Raw genomic sequence first — 20158 nt, 5'->3', positions numbered from 1 at the left:
TGTCTGTGATGTTTAAGCGTTCTGGGCAGAACCCCGGTCGCGGCCGCTCGCGCCAATCGCCTGGCTGCATGGCGAACCGCTAGCGGGGCATCGCGCGTTATTTCGCGGTCCAGTACTTGTCGACGAAGCGCTGCATTTCGGCGCGCATGAACTTGCCGGAGTGGTCGGCCTTGTCCTCCCAGGCGAATACGCATGCGGTCATGATGCCGTCGAACCCGATCTCCGCCAGCGTGCTGAAGAAATCTTCCCAGGGAACCTCGCCCTGGCCGATGTTCAGGTGCTGATGCACCCTGGCCTGCGTGCCCGGAGGGTTGAGGATGTAGCGCAGCCCCGAGGAGGCCTTGTGATTGAAGGTGTCGCCGACATGCACATGGGCGAGCACGTCCTTTGCTTCCCGGAGCATCGCCTTGGTGTCATCGCCGAAGTAGAAGGTGTGCGGCGCGCAATAGAGGAACTTGACGTTCTTCGAGTTAACCGTCCTGATGATATCGAGCGCCGGCTGCAGGGTTTCGCACCAATCCTCGGGATGCGGTTCGACGTGCAGGTTGATGCCTTCCTTTTCAAAGATCGGCACCAACTCGTCCATCGAGCGCCACCAGGCGTCTTCGCAGGCCTCGATCATGGAACCGGTATGGCAGCAGTAGCACGAACCCTTGTCCGGGTGGGGGCCGCGGCCGAATTCCGAGTTCATCGTGTCGACGCCGAGTTCGACACTGATCTCGATGGCGCGCTTCCAGTGCTTGACGGCAGCTTGCCGCTCATTTTCATCGTTCGAGGCCCACCGATACATCGGCAGGATCGAGGCAATGCCGACATTGGCATCGGAAAGCGCTTTCTTGAATGCCTTGGCGCGGGCCGGAAACACGCGCGGCGCCTTGAACCACTCGAGAAAATCGGCCCGCGGGCTGAGCTCTATCCACTCGTATCCGAGTTCAGCCACTTTCGAGGGCAATTCTTCGAGTGAGAGGTGGCGATGCATATAGGGATCGATTGCAATCTTCATGGCTGTTACCCGTCCGATGATTGTGCTGGGCCATCCCGCCGGGGTAGGCGAGCTCTTTAGAGTTTCTGGTTCATCCGCGGCGGCGGTCGGTCAGACCGGCGGGGGGTGTCCGCTGTGCGCCGTCGAGTACGCCTCGATCTCGGCTTCGAGTTCGGCCATGGCCTCGCCTCCTGCCATCAGGTCGGTAATCTCTTCGCGCGTCTTTTCGCCCTTGCGGAAATCGGCCGCCTTCGCACCCTTGATGAGCACCGCGAAGTGGTCTCCCACCGTCATCGCGTGAATGACGTTGTGAGTGATGAAAATGACGGCGAGGCCGCGACGGCGCGCTTCCAGGACGATACGCAGCACGTGCGCCGCCTCCTTGACGCCGAGAGCGGCGGTCGGCTCGTCGAGGATCAGCACCCGGGCGCCGAAGTGGACGGCTCGGGCGATTGCCAGGGATTGCCGCTCCCCGCCCGACAGACCGCCGATTAGACGATCGCCATCGTCGATGCGGGTGATGCCGAACTCGCGCACGGCCTTGACCGCGATTTCATTTGCGGCTTTGCGGTCGTAGATTTTGAACGGGCCGAAGCCCTTGGTCAGTTCCCGCCCGACGAAGAACGAACGGCCGATGCTCATCAGCGGAAAGGTGCCGCCGAACTGATGGACCGTTGCGATGCCGAGATCTGCGGCTTCGCGCGGATTCTGGAAGACGATCGGCCGACCTTCGAACTTCACCGTGCCGCTCGTCGGCTTGTAGACACCGGCAAAGGTCTTGATCAGGGTGGACTTTCCCGCGCCGTTGTCACCCAGCAGGCAAAGTACTTCACCGGGATGAACGCTCAACGTGATGTCGTAGAGCACATCGATCGGGCCGAAGGACTTGTTGACGTTTTCAAGTTCAAGAATTGGGCCAGCCATGTCTCAGCTCTCACTTCTTCTTCTTGGGTGAATAGGTCAGCGCCATCTGGCGGAACGTATTGTTCATGAGGACGGCAACGAGCAGCATCACGCCGATGATCAGGCTCGACCAATTGCGGTCGAAGGTTGTGAAATAGATGCCTTGGTTGACGACGGCGAAGGTGATCGTGCCGAAGAAGATCCCGATCACCGACCCGAAGCCTCCGGTCAGCAGCACACCTCCGACGACGACCGAGATGATCGAGTTGAAGATGAATGTCATTCCGCCCGAAACCTGCGCGGAATTGAACAGGATGGCCTGACACATGCCGACGAAGGAGGCGCTCATCGCCGAGAGGACGAAGAGGACCATCGTCAGACGCGTCGTCGGAATGCCGGCATTGCGGGCACTGACCTTGTCTCCGCCCATCGCGAAAATCCAGTTCCCGTAAGGCGAGAAGTGAATGAAGAAGATGAAGATCGCGGTGATGGCCACCCACCACAGAATGATCACCTGAAACGATCCGCCCAGGAATTGCCCGAAAAGGAACTTTGCCCAGGGGTCGGCAGTCAGCGCCACGCTCGTGGTGCCGGTTACGAGAACCGAAGTGCCAAGCATCAGGCCCTGGACAGCAAAGAGGGTGCCGAGCGTTACGATCAGCGAAGGCACGGCCGTGTGCACGACGAGGTAGCCGTTGACCAGCCCGACGATGAGGCCGAAGGCAAGCGCACCGAGCATTCCGACCCATATGGGAAGACCGTAGTAGCCCGAGAGGACCGCCACCGTCATGGAGCCGGCGGGGATCATCGCGCCAATCGAAATGTCGAGATCGCCTGCGATCATCAAAAGTCCGATGGGAAGAGCGATAATGCCGAGATTGGCGGCGACGTTGAGCCAGCTTGCGGCGCCGGCGGGCTCCAGGAACTTGGTGCTGCCGAAGACGACGAAGAACAGGAGGACGCCGACAAGTCCGAGGAATGCGCCCGCCTCGGGACGGCGCAATAGGTTGCCGAATGAAAGATTGTTCATATGCCTACCCCAGTTTGGGCGTGAATCTCCAGGCGTGCGGACGTGGTGGTCCGCACGCTCGATAAACTTCGACCCGCGGATATCCCGCGGGCCGGAGCCCGTGTCGAACGATCAGCGAGCGCCTTCCTTGACGCCGGCCAGGGTGGCGTCGATGTTCGACGCATCGACGATGCCCGGGCCTGTCAGCACCGGTGCGGTCGGCAGGTTGGTGCCGTAGTCGATATGCGAGGCGAGAAGCGTAACCCCCAGCAGCGACTGCAGGTAAGGCTGCTGGTCGATCGCAAAGGTCTGCGAACCATCCTTGATACGGGCAAGCCCCGAGGCGTTCAGGTCGAAGGTGCCATGCGCGACCTTGCCGACTTTGTTCGCCTGAACGATCCCGCTTGCAGCCGCATCAGCGTCGGAAGCCCCAACATTGAGGACGCCGTCGATGGTGTCGTCCTGCAGCAGTGTCGCCTTGACGGCCTCGGCGATTGCCGTCTGATCGCCGAAGCTGGTCGCCGGCAATGGCAGCTGCTTGCCAGTGCCGCCCTTTCCGGTGATGCCGTCGATGACACCCTTGCAACGGGCCTCCTGGTTTGCCGCACCCGGGAGCGTATTGACGCAAATGACATTTTTCGCACCCTTGGACGCGAAATATTCGCCGCCTGCCTTGCCGGCCGTGTATTCATCCGAGCCGACATAGTTGATCGCGCCAAGCTCGCGAGCTTTGTCGATGTTGCCGGCATTCATGAGGATGACTTTGATGCCCGCAGCGACGGCAGCCTTGATGGCCTCGTCTTCCGCCTCGGGCACCCAGTCGGGCACCACGATGCCGGTCACGCCCTGGCTGATGGCCGTGCGGACGAGCTGGGCGGCGTCAGGTCCGAGATTGTCGTAGGTCTGCAGCTGCAGATAGCTGACGGAGCCGCCATTCTTCTCGACGACGAGCCGGGCGTCATCGACGCCCTTCTTGATACGGCTCCAGAATTCGTCATCGGTCTTGCCGCCGACGACAGCAATATTCGCGGCCATGACAGAAGAAGCGCCAAGAACGAAAACAGCGCCAGCCAGCAGCCCGCGTACGGCGCGCATTGAAAAACTCATGTGATTTCCTCCCAAAAAGGCGGTCGAGAGTAACAATTCCTCAAAGCAAGGCTCCCAACTCACTGGAATATTTGTATCAGCGGACCACCGAAAATGGAATGCCTATTGCGTTTTGATGAAATTAATATATCATTTCATTTCATCCAAAAATGGAATGAAATATATCATGAAGAGACCGACCATTGCCGATCTTGCCCAGGCGTCCGGCGTCAGCATCGCCACAGTCAACCGCATCCTCGGAGGTACCGGCGCAGTGCGGGCGGAAACGATCGAGAGGGTGCAAAATGCCGCGGAAGAGATTGGATTTTATGGCCGCGGCGTGATCGAGGACCGCAGGCAGCGGCTCCTGCCGAATTATCGTTTCGGCTTTCTTCTCCAGCAGTCGAGCCGTGAGCTCTACCGGCTGTTCGGCTCGAAGATCACGGAGGCGGCCGCGAGACGCCAGCACGAGAAAGTCGTGGCTGTGGTCGATTTCGTCGATGTCCTCGAGCCACAAAATATTGCAGATCGTCTCGAAGCGCTTGGCAAACGCTGTGATGCAGTTGCTGTCATTGCGGGCGACCACCCGTTGATCGGACAGACAATCCAATCCCTCAAGGAGAGGGGAAAGCCGGTTGTCGCCTACATAACCGATCAGTCCGCCCGGGATCGCGCCGGCTTCGTCGGCACCGACAATTGGAAACTCGGGCGGACCGCCGCATGGTTTCTCGCTCAGACCACGCCGATGCCCGGCCGGATCGCCGTCTTCATCGGCAATCATCGTTATCAATGCCAGGATGTCTCCGATGCGAGCTTTCGATCCTATATGCGAGAGCACGCGCCCCATCTTCAGGTGGATGACAGCAGACCGACACATGAGGAGCCGCAGGAAGCCTACCGGATCGTCAGCCAGCTGCTTTCCGAACTCGATGACCTCAGAGGTATCTTCATCGTCGGAGGGGGAATTTCCGGTGTGCTGCGCGCTCTTCGCGAAGCACCCGTCGAAAAGCGGGATAAGGTCAGGGTCGTCTGCCGCGACATCGGCCCGGAAACGCGCAAGGGCTTGACGGAAGGCCTGATCATGGCGGCATTGTGCCATCCGCTGGATCAGATATCAGACGAATTGATCGCGACGATGATCGCCGCGCTGGAACACCGCGACAGCACGACCATCCTTCAGCGCGTGGTGCCTTTCGAAACGATTACGCCCGAAAGCGTTTGAGCCGCCCGGTTTGCATAAGGCGGCTGGCCGAAAGGGCCAGCCGCCTTATAAAGTGGCAGGGCTGATAGCTATTGCGCTGTCGTGTCAGATGTTGACGACAAGGCCCTTGGCTTTCAGCACCGGTTCGAGATTGCTGACCTCGATGACCGATTTGCCCTGCTTATATGCCGCGATATAGCCGGCCTCGGCATCTTCGCGGGCCTGTGACAGCCTGGCGACTTCCTGCGCTTCCTGGCGACGCACGACCACCAAGCCGTCGGCATCACCGGCGATGATGTCGCCGGGATGGATGATTTCGCCGCCGACGATGATCGTGTCGTTCACCGCCGCAATGGTTTCCTTCACAGTTCCTTTGATGCAGACGCTGAGCGAGAAGACCGGGAAGCCAAGTTCCCTGAGCTGAAGCGTGTCGCGCACGCCGGTGTCGGTCACAAGACCGCCAATGCCCTTTGCCAGGCAGGCATTGGCCAGGACATCGCCGAAGGATCCGGCCTCTTCATATTCGCCCGCCGATACGACGATGATATCGCCCGGCTTTGCGTAGTTGATGGCGAGCTGCAGCATGATGTTGTCGCGCGGCGCGCATTTGACCGTAAAGGCCGGGCCGCACAGTTTCATGCGGTAATCGACGGGCTTGAGGCGGGAGGACAGCGCGCCGCGGCGGCCCTGGGCTTCGTGGATCGTCGCCGGCGAAAACTTGGAAACGGCGTCGATATCGGCTTTGGCGGGCCGTTCGGCGATATCTTTAATATGGATCATGGATGGCTCCGATCGTTGGCCGACGGCGGGCATGCCCCGCCGCCTGATTTCGTTTGGAACTCGTCAATGGATGACGTCGAGGCCGGTTGGCCTCATGGGATCGGGTCGAATTTCAGCTCGGAGAGCGCCACGACCTTATCGGTGCGGGTCATCTTGTATTCGGTATTCGGGCCGAGCCACTTGTCCCAGATCTTGTTGATCTCGCCTGATGCATCGAGCTTGTGCAGGATTTCGTTGATCTTCGCCGTCAGTTTCGGCTGATCCTTGGCCATGCCGATGCCGATCGGCTGGTAGAGCATCGGCTCCTCGATCATCCGCATTTCCTTGCCCTTGCTCTTCGATTCATTGACGAACTTGGTCGTCGTCATGGTGTTGGCCACCATGCCGCGCGCCTTGCCCTGCTGGACGGCGAGATAGGCAGAAGCGGTATCCTGGAATGTCAGCGGCTCGGATTTGTTGAGCTTGATCGACATTTCCGAGGTCGATCCCTTGGTCGAAGCGATGCGCTGGCCGGCATAATCGGCCTTTGTCTTGCCGGCATCGTCGGCCGGCACGATCAGCATTTCCTTGGCGAGATAATAGGGATCGCTGAACTGGATCTGCTCGGCGCGGCTCAGCGTATAGGCAAGGTTGGCCACGGTGATGTCGACGCGGCCAAGCTTGACTTCGGGCACGCGCGCTTCGACCGAAACCGGCTTGATCTCGGCCTTGACGCCCAATTCCTTGGCGATGGCGCCGCAGAGGTCGACGTCGAAACCGGCCATCTCACGGGTCTTCGGATCGGGCGACGCGAAGGGAGGTACGTCGGCGAACGTCGCGCAGCGCAGCGTTTTTGCCGACATGATATTGTCGAGCTGATCGGCTTTGGCGGGCATGGCGGCCGCCAGGCCGGCAAATGCGACGGTGAGGCTGAGATATTTCCAGTTCATTGCTGTTCTCCTTTGTTTTTGATCGTTGGTATCAGTGCCTGAGATCAGCGAGGAAACGCTGAGCCCGGGGATGGCGCGGATTGCTGAAGAAGTCTTCGGGGGTCGCCGTTTCGATGATCTGGCCGGCATCGATGAACCAGATCCGGTCGGCGACCTCGCGCGCGAAACCCATTTCGTGGGTGACGCAGAGCATGGTCATGCCTTCGGCGGCGAGGCTCTTCATGACGGCCAGCACTTCGCCGACCATTTCGGGATCGAGCGCGCTCGTCGGTTCGTCGAACAGCATCACTGGCGGTTCCATGGCAAGGGCGCGGGCGATCGCCACCCGCTGCTGCTGGCCGCCCGACAGCTGCCCGGGATAGGCCCGGGCCTTGTCGGCAAGGCCGACCCGATCGAGGAGCTTGAGAGCCTTTTCATGCGCGAGCCCGGGTGCCACGCCCTTCACCCGGATCGGCGACATCGAGACGTTTTCGGCGACCGAGAGATGCGGAAACAGGTTGAAGTTCTGAAACACGAAGCCGATCCGGCTGCGCATCGCGTTGAGTTCCTTTGCCCGCATGGCGGCATGAATGTTCTGCCCGTCGAGTGTGATCGATCCGCTGTTGATCTCCTCGAGCCGATTGATCGTGCGGATCAGCGTCGATTTTCCCGAACCGGACGGTCCGCAAATGACCACGACTTCGCCGCGTGCCACCCGCGCGTCGATATCCTTGAGGACCGGATAGTCGCCGTAGCTCTTGCAGACCTGGGAAAGCCTGATCGTCTGCGATTCCTGCGTTGAAACGGACATCGTCATAGCTGCTCCGATACGATTTTCGACGGCGTGACCACGGCAGCGGCGGGCACGAGAAGTCCCGCACGCCGCCGGGTGATGCGCCGCTCGAGGCGATTGGCGAAGTAGGTGAGCGTCCAGCAGATGATGAAGTAGACGATCGCCAGGATGAGGAAGACCTGGAAGGGCTGCGTCAGCAGCTGGTTGTTGACCTGGCTTGCCGCAAAGGTCAGATCAGGCACGTTGATGACATAGCCGAGTGTCGTGTCCTTGATCGTCGAGACGAAGGTGGAGATGATGCTCGGGATCATGTTGTAGAGCGCCTGCGGCAGGATGATGTAGCGCATCGCGCCCATATAGCCGTGGCCGAGCGCTCGCGCCGCATCCATCTGGCCCGGTCCCAGCGCGACGATGCCGGCACGGACAACTTCGCTGAGGAAGGCGCTCTGATAGACCACCAGCGTCGTCAGCATAGTGACGAAGCTCGGCACGTCGGCGCCGGTCAGCAGCGGAACCAGGAAATAACTCCACAGGATGAGCATCAACAGCGGCACGCCCCGGGTGGAATAGACAAGTGCCGTGACCGGCCAGCGCAGCAGCGGCGACTTGGAGAGGCGTGCGAGCGCGAAGAGGATACTGGCCGGAAAAGCGAGGGTGATGCTCAGCGCCGAAAGGATCAGCGTGTTGGCGAGCCCGCCGAGCGGTCCGTTCGGATATTGGCCGATCAGGAGCAGCAGCCAGTAGTCTCGGACGATGGCGATCATGTCCTGGATCATACGCGCGCACTCCTGGCAGGATCCGCGCGCATCGACAGATAGGCGCCGACGCTCATGATGATCAGCGAGAAGAAGAGGTAGAGAACCGTGCCGATCAGGTAGATCTCGAAGGTGCGGAAGCTGAGGTTTTCGATTTCCTTGACGGCATGCGTCAATTCCGAGGCGCCGATGACGACGGCGAGACTGCTGTTCTTGAACAGGGAAACGCTGTGATTGACGAGCGGCGGCAGCGCGTTGCGCACGCCCTGCGGCATGATGACGAAGCGCATCGCCGAGACATAACCATGGCCAAGCGCACGCGCGGCCTGCATCTGGCCGTCGCTGACCGAGCGCACGCCGGAGCGAAGATCTTCGCTGAAATAGGCTGCCTGGCAGAGCCCGAGCCCGATCACCGCGAAGATCGCCTCGGCATTATGGCTCGCCAGCCATGTCGCGACCCCGTTCGGCATCAGGGTGAAAATCCCGAAATACCACAGCATCAGCTGCACCAGGGTGGGGACGTTGCGGTGGTAGGATACGTAAGCGGCGACCAACGGATCGCCAAAGCGGAAGGGCGACAGCCGCACGCCGAGCAGCAGCAGGGCGAGTACCATCGCCAGCGACCAGGAGCCGGCATAGATGATGAAGGTCATCTGGATGCCATGCAGCAGCATGGCGGCATAGTCGGGATTTCCGAGGATTGCCGAAAGGTCGAAACCGCTCACGGCGTTGGCTCCCCGGATGGATCCGTCTTCGGCTGCGGCCTTGCGGTCTGCAGGCCGCCCATGACCTGCAGCGTCGGGGTGATCTCCATATGTCCGATGTTGACGGCGACGGGAGCTGCTATGGCGAAGGCGATCGCGTCGGCGATATCGGCCGCCTGCGGCAGCTCGAAACCATCGATGAACCGTTCACGGATGCTGGGGTCATCGCCGTGGACGTGATTGAAAATATCCGTGGCGACCCGGCCGGGGCAGATTTCGGTAACCCGCACCCGCTTGCCGAAAGCATCGATGCGCAGCTGGTTGGACAGCATGCTCACGCCCGCCTTGGTGGCATGATAGGAGGAGTTGCCGCCGAAATTATAGGCGCCGGCGATCGACGAGATGTTGATGACATGGCCGCGGTCGCGCGCCACCATGCCCGGCACGACGAGGCGGCAGATGTGCAGAACCGCCCGCAGATTGACGTCGACCAGAAGATCGATATCGCCTTCGTCGGCTTCCAGGAATTTCTTCGGCCGGTCGACGCCTGCATTGTTGACGAGAATGTCGAACTCCACCTGGCCCGCGAGCTCGGCGATCGCCGGCCGATCGGTCACATCGATGGTATGGGCAATGCAGCCCGTGCGCTCGGCGAGCTGCTGCAGCGCTTGGGCACTGCGGGCAACGGCATGGACTTCGATGTTCTCCCGGCGAAGCCGCTCAACCACGGCTGCGCCGATCCCGGAGGATGCGCCGGTCACGAGTGCGGTCTTGTAGTCGGAGAATGGCATTGTCGTTCCCTTGTGGTTGATGAAGACAGTAGCGAAGCTTTAACCCCTTGCCTAAGACCGATTATCTCTGGAGCAATAAGCAACGGTTATGGAGCGGGGGCGGCCTGCCGAAGAAGAGAAAAGCGGTGACGTGGGTATTTTTTCGCGGCCTCGCTTCAGGCCGCGTCGCGTTGCAAAAGCAATGCGCCTCTGCAAACATGCCATCCTGAGATCAGTATGGTACCCCGATCCCCATGGACATCAGACGCCTCAAATCCTTCATCGTGATCGTCGACAGCGGCAGCATCACACGAGCTGCGGATCTTTTGCACATCGCCCAGCCGGCGCTCAGCCAGCAGCTTGCAGCACTTGAGGAGCATTTCGGCCACAAGCTGCTGATCCGCAGCCAGCAGGGCGTCAGCATGACGGATGCCGGACACGCGGTATATCGCCACGCGCAGATCATCCTCCGGCAGATGGAGCAGGCGCAGGCTGATGCTTCCGCCGCCGGCAATTCGCTTGCCGGGCGCGTTTCGGTCGGCCTTGTGCCGTTCAGCAGCGCAGCGACGCTCTCCGTCGATCTGCTGGCGGAAACCCGGAAACGGCATCCCGGCATCCTGCTGCACCTGACCGAAAGTGTCGGCCAGACCTACAGTCAGATGATCATGAACGGCCGGCTGGAGATGGCGCTTCTGCATGGCACCGGGCCGATCAAGGGCGTGCGCTTCGAACCAATCCTCAGCGAAGAGTTTTTCCTGGTCGCCCATCGCGATTTTGCCATCGAAGCGGATGCGAAACCCGTTCCGGTCAACGCTCTCGACGGAATACCGCTGCTGTTGCCGCCCACCTATAATTTCGTCCGCCGCGCGGTCGACACCGCTTTCACCCGCACGCGCACCAATTTGAAGGTCGTGGCGGAAGTCGAAATCGTGCGCACCCTCGCCCGCGCGGTCGGCAGCGGTCTCGGCGCGACGATCATGCCGAAGGCGATTGCCGATCGCATCGTCTCGGAATCGAGCGAGCCGCTGATCTGCCGCCTCGTCTCGCCGCGGATCGAAGAAACCCTGTCGCTTTGCGTTTCCGACCAGAATCCCCTGTCGGAACCGGCCCTTGCCGTCCGAGACATTCTTCTCGAATTGACGGCGCGGCTGAAAGCCTGAGAGAGGGTCGCCGGTCAGCGCATGTCATTGCAGAACTGGGCGATCCGCGCGCAGCCATCGGCGAGTTTTTCCATGCTTGTCGCGTAGGAAATGCGAAAGAAGGGGCTCATTCCGTAAGCAGCACCTTGCACGGTCGCGACGTGATGCTCCTCCACCAGCGCCATGACGAAATCGACGTCGGTCTCGATCCTGCGCCCGCCCTTGCTGGTCTTGCCGATCAGCCCCGATATGTTGGGATAGATATAGAAGGCGCCCTCCGGCCGATGGCAGCGCAGCCCTTCCACCTCCGACAATTTGTCGAGAACGAAGTCGCGTCGCGTCTTATAAATAGCGGCGCGCTCCTTCAGAAGGTCCTGCGGCCCGTCCAGCGCCGCGGTCGCCGCCGCCTGGGTCAGCGTCGCAATGCCGCCGCCATTCTGGCCGTTGACGTTGCTGATCGCCGAGATCAGCTCTTTCGATCCAGCGCAGAATCCGAGCCGCCAGCCGGTCATTGCATAAGCCTTGGAGACCCCGTTCATCGTCAGGACGCGGTCGTACAGTCTCGGCTCGACCTCCGCGATCGTGCAGAACTGGAAGTCGTCGTAGACCAGGTGCTCGTAGATGTCGTCGGTCATGATCCAGACATTGGGATGGCGCAGCATGACCTCGGCGATGGCTGCCATCTCCGCCCGGGAGCAGGCTGCTCCGGTCGGGTTGTTCGGGAAATTCAGGAAGAGCCATTTGGTGCGCGGCGTCATCGCCGCCTCCAGATCCTCCGGGCGCAGCTTGAAGCCGGCCTGCTCGTGGCAGGGGACGGCAACCGGCACGCCGCCGGCGAATTTGACGATGTCGGCATAGCTGACCCAGGAGGGGGTGGGGATGACGACCTCGTCGCCGGGGTTGCAGGTCGCCAGCATGGCGTTGAAGATCACCTGCTTGCCGCCGCCCGAGACGACGATCTGGCTGGCATCGTAGTCGAGATTGTTGTCGCGCTTGAACTTCCTGATGATGGCGGATTTGAGCGCCGGGGTGCCGTCCATCGGCGGATATTTCGTATCGCCGGCAAGGGCTGCCGCATGGGCCGCTTCGATCGCATGCGCCGGGGTGGGGAAATCCGGCTCCCCGGAGGAGAGGCTGACGACCTTGATCCCTTTGGCGGCCAATTCCCGGGCGCGCTGGGTCATGGCGGCGGATGCGGATATGGAAACGTTTTTCAGACGGTCGGCGATCACGGACATCGGAATGGTCCTTCGGTGAGGGATTGGAATAAAGATCGTCGGCGGGCGATCGGGATTGCGTCAGTCGGCGAGTTCGGCGGCAGGTGCGAGGGTGGCACCGGTGGCTTCGATCTCACCGCGCACGATGCCGGCAAGCTCGAGGGCGCCCGGCGTGTCGCTGTGAACGAGGATGGAACGCGCCGGCATGGCGATCACGCCGCCGTCGATGGTCTCGATGCTGCCGTCGAGGAGGAATTTTCGCACACGGGCGCGCACAGCGGTCTCGTCCTTGATGACGGCGCCGGGCAGCCCTCGCGCAACAAGCCTGCCGCCGGCGTCATAGGCCCGGTCCGCAAGGAAAAGCGCCAGCGTTTTCAGGCGCGCGCGTTTGGCCGCCTGTTCGATCTCGCTGCCTGAGGTGACGAAGACAACGAGACTGGGATCGACGGTTACGATCGCATCCATCATCAGGTCGGCGAGGAGAGGATCGCGGTTGACCATATTGCCCATGGCGGCATGGAAGCTGATATGGGAGACCGCGACCCGCTCGGCTCTGGCGATCGCGATCAGCGCGCCGAGCTGGTAGAGCATCTGCTGGCGAAGCTCGTCCGCCTGAAAGGGTATTTCGCGCCGGCCGAAGCCCAGCCGGTCGGGCAAGCCGGGATGGGCGCCGATGCCGACGCCATTCTGTTTTGCCAGCCGCACCATCCGCCCCATCGTATCGGGGTCGCCGCCGTGGAAACCGCAGGCGATGTTGGCCGAGGAGACGATTTTCATCATCGCTTCGTCGTCGCAGAGCCGGTAGGGACCAAATCCCTCGCCCATGTCGGAATTCAGATCGATCTTCATCAGTTCCTCCTTTCGCTTCCCTTAGGCCATCGCCTTCAGGGCGCGCTTGACCATCCCGGATGTCAGCCTGACATCCTCGACATAGCGGGCGACTGCCTGTTCGACTGCGCGCGCCTCCGCATGCGTCGAGCGGATGAATTTCAGGCGGGCGCCGATGCGGGCCTGCCCGAGCCGCCAGAGGTCGCATTCGATCACGCCGGCGACCTTCGGATAGCCGCCGGCGGTATTCGCATCGCTCATCTGCACGATGGGTTCGCCGCCGGGCGGAACCTGGATGACGCCGGGCACGACGCCGTGGGAGCGCATCTCGATGGCGGCGGTCGGCGTGATCGGCTCGCCGGACAGACGGTAGCCCGTGCGGTCGCTGCGCGAGGAAATCCGCCAGGTCTGGCCCCAGAAGGCTTCGCCGGCGCCGGCGAAAAGATCGTGCTCGCCGGCAGGCAGGGCACGGATCGGCAAGGTGTCGTCGACGGGCGCCGGGAAGACGTCGCGCAGTGCCACGGCCGGCTCGACGACGGCGAGGCCCGTGGCCGGCAGCATGGCAATCTCCGCGTCCTCGCCGACCGCGATCCGATCGCCTTTCGCCAGCGGCCGGCCCGCATTGCCGCCGAAGCCGCCGCGCAGCGACGTGCTGCGCGACCCCATGACAACTGGAATATCCAGCCCGCCGCCGACCGAAATATAGGCGCGCGCCAGCCGCGGGGGCTGCTTCAGTTCGAGAACCTGTCCGGGCTCTGCCATATAGGCGCACCAGGGAATGAGTTCCGATCCGTCGAGGTGAGGATGACCGTCGGCGCCGGTCACGGCAAAGACGGCGCGCCGCTCGAAACGCAGGCTGAACGGGAAGGTCTGCACCTCGATCACAGCCGCATTCTCGTCATTGCCGACGAGACTATTGCCGATCCTGACCGCGAGCGGATCCATCGCGCCGCTCGCCGACACACCGATGTCGCGGTAGCCGGGGCGTCCGAGATCCTGCACCGTGTTGAAGGGCCTGGTTTCCAAGATCTCGATCATAGCTCGATCCTTGCCGGCAGGAACCGCACCGTATCTCCGGGCGCCATCATGGCGGGGGACGGCGCGGTGGGGTCGAACATCTCAAGCGTCGCAAAGCCGATGGAGTTCCAGCCATTGGGGCCGGTCAGCATGGCGACGCCGGTCTGCATGCCGCCGATCGTCACGCAGCCCTTCGGCATCTTCAGCGACGGCACGGTCTTTCGCGGCATGTAGATGCGCGGATCGAGGCCATGCAGATAACCGAAGCCCGGCGCGCTGCCCAAGGCGAAGACGCGGTAGATGGCTTCATGATGGATGCGGACGACCTCGCGGTCGCTTAAGCCCGAGAGATCGCAAAGGGCCGGAAGATCGCTCGCATGTTCGCCGCCGTAATGGACGGGAATCTCGATGGTCTTGCCGTTGAGATCGATGCTCTGCGCATTCTCCCATGCCTCCAGCAACCGGGCGACCACAGCATCGGGATCTTCGGGCGTCTCCTTGAAGATCACCAGCAGGTTGGTCATCCCGGGAATATTTTCGGCAAGGTCCGCCCAGCCTTTGACGGTCCGGGACAGGGCCCAGATTCGTCGCTGCGGGGCAAGATCGAAGTCGCCTGGCGCTTCGAGCAGGAAGGATCTGGCGCCGATTGCGGAAACCCGCGCCCGGCTTTGGGTGGCCGGAACGATTTCGCGTTGCGAGGCATGTCTGTTCGTCGTGGCGATCATGATGGCAGCTCGATTTCGAACAGAGGGTCACCGAAGCCGACCAGGGCGCCGGGCGCGGCGAGCAGTCTGGTCAAGACACCGGAACGGCCGGCGCGAAGGGGAAGCAGCACATGCCCGACCCTGATGAAGCCGAGGAGATCGGCGTCGGATACTGCGCGCGGCAGAGTTTGCGGCGTGACGGCGGCGGCCGGATGTTCGGCACAAAAATGCCCCGCCAGCGGCGCCTTCACGACAACAGGTGGGGAGCCCGGAGCGCGGAGTGCGGCTACCTGAGCGCCGCCCTCCCCTGAAATGACGATACGAAGCTGCCCGTTCGGGCGGGAGATTTCGAGGCCCCCCACGCCGGCGGCCGTCAGCGCGTCGGTGAGGAATGCAATGGTTGCGGGATCGCTGAAGTCGATGGCGCTCATGCCGCGGTCCTCCGCAGCTTCAGCCAGTGCTCGAGATAGTGGATATCGGTCTCACCGCGCGCGAATGCGTGGTCCTCGAACAGGGCGCGCAGGAAAGGGATATTGGTAGCGATGCCCTCGATCTCGGTGCCGGCAAGCGCCTCGCACATTCTGGCCATCGCTTTTGCCCGCGTCGGTGCGTGGACGATCAGCTTGGCGATCAGCGAGTCGTAATAGGGCGAGACCCTGTAGCCGGGATGAATATGCGTATCGACCCGGATGCCCGGCCCCTGCGGCAAAGCGAGACGGGTGATGACGCCTGCCGAGGGCAGGAAAGTATCGGGATCCTCGGCGTTGATGCGGCATTCGAAAGAGTGACCCTCGCAGGTGACATCGCCCTGGGCGAGATCCAGAACCTCGCCCTGTGCCGCCTTCATCTGCGCCTGGACAATATCGACCCCGCTCGTCACCTCGGTGACGGGATGTTCGACCTGAAGGCGCGTGTTCATTTCGATGAAATAGAAAGCGCCGTCCTCATAGAGGAATTCGAAGGTGCCGACGCCGCGATAGCCGATCTGGTGGCAAGCCTCTACGCAGGCCATGCCGACCGGCTGGATGATGTCGGGCGCGATTCCCGGCGCCGGCGCTTCCTCCACGACCTTCTGATGGCGGCGCTGCATCGAGCAGTCGCGGTGCCCCAGCCACACGGCATTGCCGTGATCGTCGCAAAGAACCTGGATCTCGATATGGCGCGGATGCTGGAGGAACTTTTCCATATAGAGCGAGGGCGAGCTGAAGGCCTTGCGCGCCTCTTCCCGGGTCAGCGCTATGGCTTCATGCAGCTGATCGGCCTTCGGCACGACGCGCATGCCGCGTCCGCCGCCGCCCCCTGACGCCTTGACGATGACGGGATAGCCGATCTCCAGCGCGATGCGCTCGATTGCGGCTGGGTCGTCGGGCAGTGCGCTATCGGGACCGGGAACGCAGGGAACGCCGGCCGCCATCATCGCCCGCTTCGCAGCGATTTTGTCGCCCATGGTTGCGATCGATGATGCCGTCGGACCGATGAAGGTCAGCCCGGCCTTTTCGACGGCGCCGGCGAATGCGGCGTTTTCCGACAGAAAACCATAACCGGGATGGATGGCGCCCGCGCCGGTCAGGCGTGCGGCGAGAAGAATGGCATCCTGATTGAGATAGCTCTTGCCCGCGGTCGAAGGGCCGATGCAGAGAAAATGGTCTGCGGTCTTGATGTAAGGCGCTTGCCGGTCCGCCTCGGAGCAGATGGCGACCGTCTTCAGGCCGAGTTCGCGGCAGGCGCGCTCTATCCGGGCGGCGATCTCGCCGCGATTGGCGATGAGGACCGTGTCGAAACGGCGTTCTGAAGCAGCGGATTGTTCAGATGTTTCCGGCATCAGGCGATCTCCGCCAGCAGGTCGCCGGTCTCGACGTCGCCATTGTCGATATCGGTCAGGTGCGTGATGCGCCCGGACCGCGGCGCGGCGATCGTATTGAAGACCTTCATCGCCTCGATGATGAACAGGGTCTGCCCTTCCTCCACCGCGTCGCCGATCGCAACGAATGGCGGCTCGCCGGGCGCCGGCGCCCGGTGCAGAACGCCAAAGACGGGCGCCTTCACCGCATAGGAGGTTTTCTCGACGCTCGAAGGCGCATCGGAGACAAGGCTAATCGTCGATTCCGGCTTCTGCGGGGGCTCGGCAATGCCTGCCTCTGCCGGCGACGTGCGGAAAATCCGAACCGTCACGTCCTTTTCCGTCACGGTCAGCTCGGTAATATTCGATCGTCCGACAAAGTCGATCAGCGTCTTGATCTTCGAGAGGTCCATGTGCGTGCTCGGAATTTCAAATTCCACCGCGCAGACCTGAATTTTCAGATCGCCCGGCGTCGTGAAATTCGTAGCACGACGCGCCGGCTGATGGGGTCAGACGAAGTTTTGATGGAGTGCATTTGGCGCCCTGTGGGCGGCCATATCACCAGACGCTTGCAAATTTACCAACCGGCCGACGGAACCTCGGAGCCCGGATCAGAACCCTGCTTCCTTCTGGTGCCGCACGGCGAGGATCGTCAAAATGTCGCCATCCACACGATAACGCGCGACGTATCCGCTCTCTCCGAAATCGATGAGCCATTCCCGGTATTGCTCGGGCAGGTCTTCGATGAGGCGTCCCATATGGGGGTGTGCGCCGAGGAGGCTCACGCCTTTGAGAATAGTTTCGCCCGCCCGCCTGGCGACTAACGGATTTTTTGGGCGCAAGAACTCTCGCAGCCGCTCGAGGTCGCGGAATGCGGCCGGGGAGAAGATTACTTGTGGCATTCGGGGGCGGACAACTCGTCGTCAGTTCCCCAGGTCGAAAGCCACTTTTCGACCTCGACTCCGGTGACGTGCAGTCCCGTCGCTTCAAATTCATTCCAGGCGTCAAGCGTCTCCTGCCGCAGCGTCTCGCGCTTCTCCTCGCGCTCCACATATTGCGCAATGGCTTCGCGCATGATCCAGTGGGACGAGCGGCGGCGAGCCTCGGCCAATTGTTGGACGCGGCCCTTCAGCTCATCATCGAGCTTGAGCGAGGTCGGCGATGCCATGAGGCAACTCCTTAGTCAGAGGTAATACCTGACGCTAATTTAGACTTCCTTGCCCTGTTTGTCCATGAATGAATTCATGAAGGAGTTCTGCCATCGTCAACGCTTCGGAGGCGCGATGCTCTCCCGCAGGATGAGCTTGCTGCGGACGACGGTGCGCACGGAGGCCGGGTTTTGCCTCTGGCCAATGGCGTCGAGCAGGAGTTCCACTGCCGCGCGCCCCATCTCTTCCACCGGCTGCTCGATCGTCGAGAGCGGCGGCGAGGAGAATTCGCAGACCGGGGAGCCGTCGAAGGAGACGACGGAAAGATCATCGGGAATGCTCAAGCCGGCGCGCCGGATGCGGCTGACGAATGAAATGGCCATGTCATCGCTGGTGGCGATGACCGCCGTTGGTTTCTCGGCCAACCCAGCGAAATCGTCTGCCGCCTGCACGCCGATATCGAAACCGTGCTGATAATCGAGACGTCCGCCCGAGCGATGCACTGCCTGCTTCGACAGGCCGGCTGCCTCAAGCGCTTCCAGCACGCCGCCATAGCGCTCGACGTCATGATAATTGCCTTCAGGTCCCGCAAGATAGAAGAACCGCCGATGGCCCAGCCGGATCAGTTCGGCGGTGACGTCGCGCACAGCCTCGCGGTCGTTGGTAATGACGCTCTGCAGGCCCGCGTCGCTCATGTCGAGCAGCATCGAAACGATCGGCAGGCCGGAATTTGCCAGCGAGCGCCCATCGACCTCCGGAAGCTTCGACGACAGGATGATGGCTCCGCGCACGCTGCCGCCGAAGGCAAGGTCGAGAATGTGCCGCTCGGAAATCTCGTCGCGATCGAGGTTGGCGATCATCAGATTGTAGCCGCCTTGGATCAGCGATTTGTTGATGCTCTGCAGGACCTGCGGGATGATCTGCGAGACGCCGTAATAGAGCGATCCGGGCAGAATGATCATGATGATGTTGGATTTGCCGACCCTGAGGCTCCGGGCCATTGCATTGGGCGTATAGCCGAGCTGCTTGGCGGCCGAGTTGATCTTGGCCCGCGTCTTTTCATTGACCCGCCCGGGGTTGGCGAGCGCCCGGCTGACCGTTGATATGGCAACGCCGGCGAGCCGCGCGACATCCGCCATCAAGGCCCCTGATGGTTCTTCTCCCATTACATCCTTGTTTTTATTCAAGTTTATTTCTTTCCATCGGATGCTTCGATCTGAAACTCTAAAATATGTGCTGTCTTATAGCAAACGTTTGCCAAAAATCGCTTGCCAAAAAAAACAGCTTGGCTATCATCTCCTAATGGCAAACGATTGCCATTTCTTAATGCGTTGAAATCCATGACTTATTGGATGCGGATCTGCCCTTCCGCACGCCGGTAGGTCGTGCCTGAAATGGGTGGACTATGGCTACTGCCGAAAGGCTGCGCTTCGGCGTCGATCTCGTGACGTTCTTTCATCAAGGCTTTTGGGGCGTTGATAGCGATGATGCGATCGTTGCCTATGCGCGCGCCGAACCGCGTGCCTTCTGGGACAAGATCCTCGACAGCGTCCAGGCCTCCGGCGTTACCGGTGTCGAGCTGACCTTCTCTCCCTTCAACTGGCAGGATGCGATCAAGACTTATGGCTCCGTCGACGCTTTCGCAGCCGAGCTGACAAGCCGCGGCCTGACGCTCTGCAGCGGCTTCTTCGCCGAGCTTGAGGCAGCGGGCGACTTTACCGACCCAGAGGCCCAGCGCGCGCTGATTGACAAGGCGGAACGTTATGCCGACTTCTTGAAAGCCTGTGGCAGCGACATCATGGTGATCGGCGCCCCGCTTCGCCAGACCCTTGGCGCCCAGCCGGTGCAGTTTCATGATTTCGACCGCGCCAAGGCGATTGCCGACTTTCTGAACCGTCTCGGCGCGACCCTCTATGCCAGGGCCGTGCGGCTGGCGCTGCATACCGAGGCGCATTCGATTTTTGCCGGCGCGCGCGACGTCGATCTGATGATGCTTCTGACCGACCCCGCCTATGTGCATATGTGCCCGGACACAGCCCATATTATCGTTGCAGGCTCCGATCCCGTCCAGCTCGTCGATCGTCATCATGAGCGGATGATCATCGCTCATTGGAAGGACGCGATCGGCCCGATGCCCGCCGACACCCTGATCGACAAGCACATTCACGATCGCCACCGCCCCTATTTCTGCGGTTTCGGCCTCGGACGGGTCGACTGGCCGGCCTGGATCCGGCTGCTGCGCGACCGCGGCTATGAAGGCTGGGCGATCCTCGAACTCGATGCCGCGCCGGATCCCGTCCGCGACATCGCCAATGGGCTGACGCTCGTCCGGCAGGCGCTCCTGCCGATCTATCGCTGACAATCATTCCGAAGA

At 61.7% G+C, this 20158-nt stretch carries 23 protein-coding genes; 3 read left to right on the top strand and 20 right to left on the bottom strand.

What is annotated here, in order from left to right:
- Positions 1-97: 97 nt before the first annotated feature.
- From PYR71_RS05745 to PYR71_RS05730, 4 genes are all read right to left on the bottom strand, one after another.
- Positions 98-1003 (bottom strand): sugar phosphate isomerase/epimerase family protein, encoded by a 906-nt coding sequence (locus PYR71_RS05745; RefSeq protein ID WP_097580843.1) that lies wholly within the window; start codon positions 1001-1003, stop codon positions 98-100.
- Positions 1004-1093: 90 nt separating this feature from the next.
- On the bottom strand, positions 1094-1906 hold the full coding sequence (locus PYR71_RS05740; RefSeq protein WP_028755778.1) for an ATP-binding cassette domain-containing protein: 813 nt from the start codon (positions 1904-1906) through the stop codon (positions 1094-1096).
- 10 nt (positions 1907-1916) lie between these two features.
- On the bottom strand, positions 1917-2915 hold the full coding sequence (locus PYR71_RS05735; RefSeq protein WP_097580842.1) for an ABC transporter permease: 999 nt from the start codon (positions 2913-2915) through the stop codon (positions 1917-1919).
- A 111-nt stretch (positions 2916-3026) separates the two neighbouring features.
- Entirely contained in the window at positions 3027-4001 is a 975-nt protein-coding gene (locus PYR71_RS05730; protein WP_097580841.1) for a substrate-binding domain-containing protein, read from the bottom strand.
- 163 nt (positions 4002-4164) lie between these two features.
- Between PYR71_RS05730 and PYR71_RS05725 the strand changes: the two genes are divergently transcribed.
- The gene (locus tag PYR71_RS05725; RefSeq protein WP_081250661.1) at positions 4165-5202 is read left to right on the top strand and encodes a LacI family DNA-binding transcriptional regulator; all 1038 of its coding nucleotides are present in this window, start codon (positions 4165-4167) and stop codon (positions 5200-5202) included.
- Positions 5203-5286: 84 nt separating this feature from the next.
- Here the strand turns inward: PYR71_RS05725 and PYR71_RS05720 are convergent, their stop codons facing one another.
- The 6 genes from PYR71_RS05720 to PYR71_RS05695 all read right to left on the bottom strand — a co-directional run bounded on the left by PYR71_RS05720 (position 5287) and on the right by PYR71_RS05695 (position 9912).
- The gene (locus PYR71_RS05720) at positions 5287-5961 is read right to left on the bottom strand and encodes a 4-carboxy-4-hydroxy-2-oxoadipate aldolase/oxaloacetate decarboxylase (RefSeq protein WP_275618572.1); all 675 of its coding nucleotides are present in this window, start codon (positions 5959-5961) and stop codon (positions 5287-5289) included.
- A gap of 92 nt (positions 5962-6053) precedes the next feature.
- Positions 6054-6890, bottom strand: coding sequence for an ABC transporter substrate-binding protein (locus tag PYR71_RS05715; RefSeq protein WP_275618571.1), 837 nt, complete (start codon positions 6888-6890; stop codon positions 6054-6056).
- 31 nt (positions 6891-6921) lie between these two features.
- On the bottom strand, positions 6922-7686 hold the full coding sequence (locus tag PYR71_RS05710) for an amino acid ABC transporter ATP-binding protein (RefSeq protein WP_275618570.1): 765 nt from the start codon (positions 7684-7686) through the stop codon (positions 6922-6924).
- Positions 7683-8438, bottom strand: coding sequence for an amino acid ABC transporter permease (locus PYR71_RS05705; protein WP_275618569.1), 756 nt, complete (start codon positions 8436-8438; stop codon positions 7683-7685). The genes PYR71_RS05710 and PYR71_RS05705 overlap by 4 nt, the downstream gene beginning before the upstream one ends.
- Positions 8435-9142 (bottom strand): amino acid ABC transporter permease, encoded by a 708-nt coding sequence (locus tag PYR71_RS05700; RefSeq protein WP_275618568.1) that lies wholly within the window; start codon positions 9140-9142, stop codon positions 8435-8437. The genes PYR71_RS05705 and PYR71_RS05700 overlap by 4 nt, the downstream gene beginning before the upstream one ends.
- Entirely contained in the window at positions 9139-9912 is a 774-nt protein-coding gene (locus PYR71_RS05695) for an SDR family oxidoreductase (protein ID WP_275618567.1), read from the bottom strand. The genes PYR71_RS05700 and PYR71_RS05695 overlap by 4 nt, the downstream gene beginning before the upstream one ends.
- 233 nt (positions 9913-10145) lie before the next feature.
- Here PYR71_RS05695 and nac point away from each other — a divergent pair, with 233 nt between their 5' ends.
- On the top strand, positions 10146-11051 hold the full coding sequence (nac, locus tag PYR71_RS05690) for a nitrogen assimilation transcriptional regulator NAC (protein ID WP_275618566.1): 906 nt from the start codon (positions 10146-10148) through the stop codon (positions 11049-11051).
- Between the two features lie 14 nt (positions 11052-11065).
- Here nac and PYR71_RS05685 read toward each other — a convergent pair whose 3' ends face one another.
- The 10 genes from PYR71_RS05685 to PYR71_RS05640 all read right to left on the bottom strand — a co-directional run bounded on the left by PYR71_RS05685 (position 11066) and on the right by PYR71_RS05640 (position 18971).
- Positions 11066-12268 (bottom strand): pyridoxal phosphate-dependent aminotransferase, encoded by a 1203-nt coding sequence (locus tag PYR71_RS05685; RefSeq protein ID WP_275618565.1) that lies wholly within the window; start codon positions 12266-12268, stop codon positions 11066-11068.
- A 60-nt stretch (positions 12269-12328) separates the two neighbouring features.
- Entirely contained in the window at positions 12329-13096 is a 768-nt protein-coding gene (locus PYR71_RS05680; RefSeq protein ID WP_275618564.1) for a 5-oxoprolinase subunit PxpA, read from the bottom strand.
- Between the two features lie 21 nt (positions 13097-13117).
- Positions 13118-14113 (bottom strand): 5-oxoprolinase subunit C family protein, encoded by a 996-nt coding sequence (locus PYR71_RS05675; RefSeq protein ID WP_275618563.1) that lies wholly within the window; start codon positions 14111-14113, stop codon positions 13118-13120.
- Positions 14110-14817, bottom strand: coding sequence for a 5-oxoprolinase subunit PxpB (gene pxpB / locus PYR71_RS05670; protein WP_275618562.1), 708 nt, complete (start codon positions 14815-14817; stop codon positions 14110-14112). The genes PYR71_RS05675 and pxpB overlap by 4 nt, the downstream gene beginning before the upstream one ends.
- A complete protein-coding gene (locus PYR71_RS05665) occupies positions 14814-15227 on the bottom strand; it encodes an acetyl-CoA carboxylase (protein ID WP_275618561.1) in 414 nt (137 codons plus the stop codon). The genes pxpB and PYR71_RS05665 overlap by 4 nt, the downstream gene beginning before the upstream one ends.
- Entirely contained in the window at positions 15224-16618 is a 1395-nt protein-coding gene (accC, locus tag PYR71_RS05660; RefSeq protein ID WP_275618560.1) for an acetyl-CoA carboxylase biotin carboxylase subunit, read from the bottom strand. The genes PYR71_RS05665 and accC overlap by 4 nt, the downstream gene beginning before the upstream one ends.
- Entirely contained in the window at positions 16618-17049 is a 432-nt protein-coding gene (locus tag PYR71_RS05655; RefSeq protein ID WP_275618559.1) for an acetyl-CoA carboxylase biotin carboxyl carrier protein, read from the bottom strand. The genes accC and PYR71_RS05655 overlap by 1 nt, the downstream gene beginning before the upstream one ends.
- A gap of 198 nt (positions 17050-17247) precedes the next feature.
- The gene (locus PYR71_RS05650) at positions 17248-17538 is read right to left on the bottom strand and encodes a type II toxin-antitoxin system RelE/ParE family toxin (protein WP_275618558.1); all 291 of its coding nucleotides are present in this window, start codon (positions 17536-17538) and stop codon (positions 17248-17250) included.
- Positions 17526-17804, bottom strand: a complete 279-nt coding sequence (locus PYR71_RS05645; protein WP_064685089.1) for a CopG family ribbon-helix-helix protein — start codon at positions 17802-17804, stop codon at positions 17526-17528. Before PYR71_RS05645 ends, PYR71_RS05650 begins: the two co-directional genes overlap by 13 nt.
- A 96-nt stretch (positions 17805-17900) precedes the next feature.
- Positions 17901-18971 (bottom strand): LacI family DNA-binding transcriptional regulator, encoded by a 1071-nt coding sequence (locus tag PYR71_RS05640; protein WP_275618557.1) that lies wholly within the window; start codon positions 18969-18971, stop codon positions 17901-17903.
- A gap of 218 nt (positions 18972-19189) precedes the next feature.
- Here PYR71_RS05640 and PYR71_RS05635 point away from each other — a divergent pair, with 218 nt between their 5' ends.
- Positions 19190-20143, top strand: a complete 954-nt coding sequence (locus tag PYR71_RS05635; protein ID WP_275618556.1) for a sugar phosphate isomerase/epimerase family protein — start codon at positions 19190-19192, stop codon at positions 20141-20143.
- The last annotated feature ends 15 nt before the right edge of the window (positions 20144-20158 follow it).

It is taken from the genome of Rhizobium mulingense (assembly GCF_029194105.1).
Classification (GTDB): domain Bacteria; phylum Pseudomonadota; class Alphaproteobacteria; order Rhizobiales; family Rhizobiaceae; genus Rhizobium; species Rhizobium mulingense.
This window is presented reverse-complemented; position numbering and strand designations above follow the sequence as displayed.

Excerpts from the sequence above, each read along its gene's own strand:
- PYR71_RS05745 (WP_097580843.1), bottom strand. The coding sequence starts at position 1,003 with ATGAAGATTGCAATCGATCCCTATATGCATCGCCACCTCTCACTCGAA.
- PYR71_RS05740 (WP_028755778.1), bottom strand. The coding sequence starts at position 1,906 with ATGGCTGGCCCAATTCTTGAACTTGAAAACGTCAACAAGTCCTTCGGC.
- PYR71_RS05735 (WP_097580842.1), bottom strand. The coding sequence starts at position 2,915 with ATGAACAATCTTTCATTCGGCAACCTATTGCGCCGTCCCGAGGCGGGC.
- PYR71_RS05730 (WP_097580841.1), bottom strand. The coding sequence starts at position 4,001 with ATGAGTTTTTCAATGCGCGCCGTACGCGGGCTGCTGGCTGGCGCTGTT.
- PYR71_RS05720 (WP_275618572.1), bottom strand. The coding sequence starts at position 5,961 with ATGATCCATATTAAAGATATCGCCGAACGGCCCGCCAAAGCCGATATC.
- PYR71_RS05715 (WP_275618571.1), bottom strand. The coding sequence starts at position 6,890 with ATGAACTGGAAATATCTCAGCCTCACCGTCGCATTTGCCGGCCTGGCG.
- PYR71_RS05710 (WP_275618570.1), bottom strand. The coding sequence starts at position 7,686 with ATGACGATGTCCGTTTCAACGCAGGAATCGCAGACGATCAGGCTTTCC.
- PYR71_RS05705 (WP_275618569.1), bottom strand. The coding sequence starts at position 8,438 with ATGATCCAGGACATGATCGCCATCGTCCGAGACTACTGGCTGCTGCTC.
- PYR71_RS05695 (WP_275618567.1), bottom strand. The coding sequence starts at position 9,912 with ATGCCATTCTCCGACTACAAGACCGCACTCGTGACCGGCGCATCCTCC.
- nac (WP_275618566.1), top strand. The coding sequence starts at position 10,146 with ATGGACATCAGACGCCTCAAATCCTTCATCGTGATCGTCGACAGCGGC.
- PYR71_RS05685 (WP_275618565.1), bottom strand. The coding sequence starts at position 12,268 with ATGTCCGTGATCGCCGACCGTCTGAAAAACGTTTCCATATCCGCATCC.
- PYR71_RS05680 (WP_275618564.1), bottom strand. The coding sequence starts at position 13,096 with ATGAAGATCGATCTGAATTCCGACATGGGCGAGGGATTTGGTCCCTAC.
- PYR71_RS05675 (WP_275618563.1), bottom strand. The coding sequence starts at position 14,113 with ATGATCGAGATCTTGGAAACCAGGCCCTTCAACACGGTGCAGGATCTC.
- pxpB (WP_275618562.1), bottom strand. The coding sequence starts at position 14,817 with ATGATCGCCACGACGAACAGACATGCCTCGCAACGCGAAATCGTTCCG.
- PYR71_RS05665 (WP_275618561.1), bottom strand. The coding sequence starts at position 15,227 with ATGAGCGCCATCGACTTCAGCGATCCCGCAACCATTGCATTCCTCACC.
- accC (WP_275618560.1), bottom strand. The coding sequence starts at position 16,618 with ATGCCGGAAACATCTGAACAATCCGCTGCTTCAGAACGCCGTTTCGAC.
- PYR71_RS05655 (WP_275618559.1), bottom strand. The coding sequence starts at position 17,049 with ATGGACCTCTCGAAGATCAAGACGCTGATCGACTTTGTCGGACGATCG.
- PYR71_RS05650 (WP_275618558.1), bottom strand. The coding sequence starts at position 17,538 with ATGCCACAAGTAATCTTCTCCCCGGCCGCATTCCGCGACCTCGAGCGG.
- PYR71_RS05645 (WP_064685089.1), bottom strand. The coding sequence starts at position 17,804 with ATGGCATCGCCGACCTCGCTCAAGCTCGATGATGAGCTGAAGGGCCGC.
- PYR71_RS05635 (WP_275618556.1), top strand. The coding sequence starts at position 19,190 with ATGGCTACTGCCGAAAGGCTGCGCTTCGGCGTCGATCTCGTGACGTTC.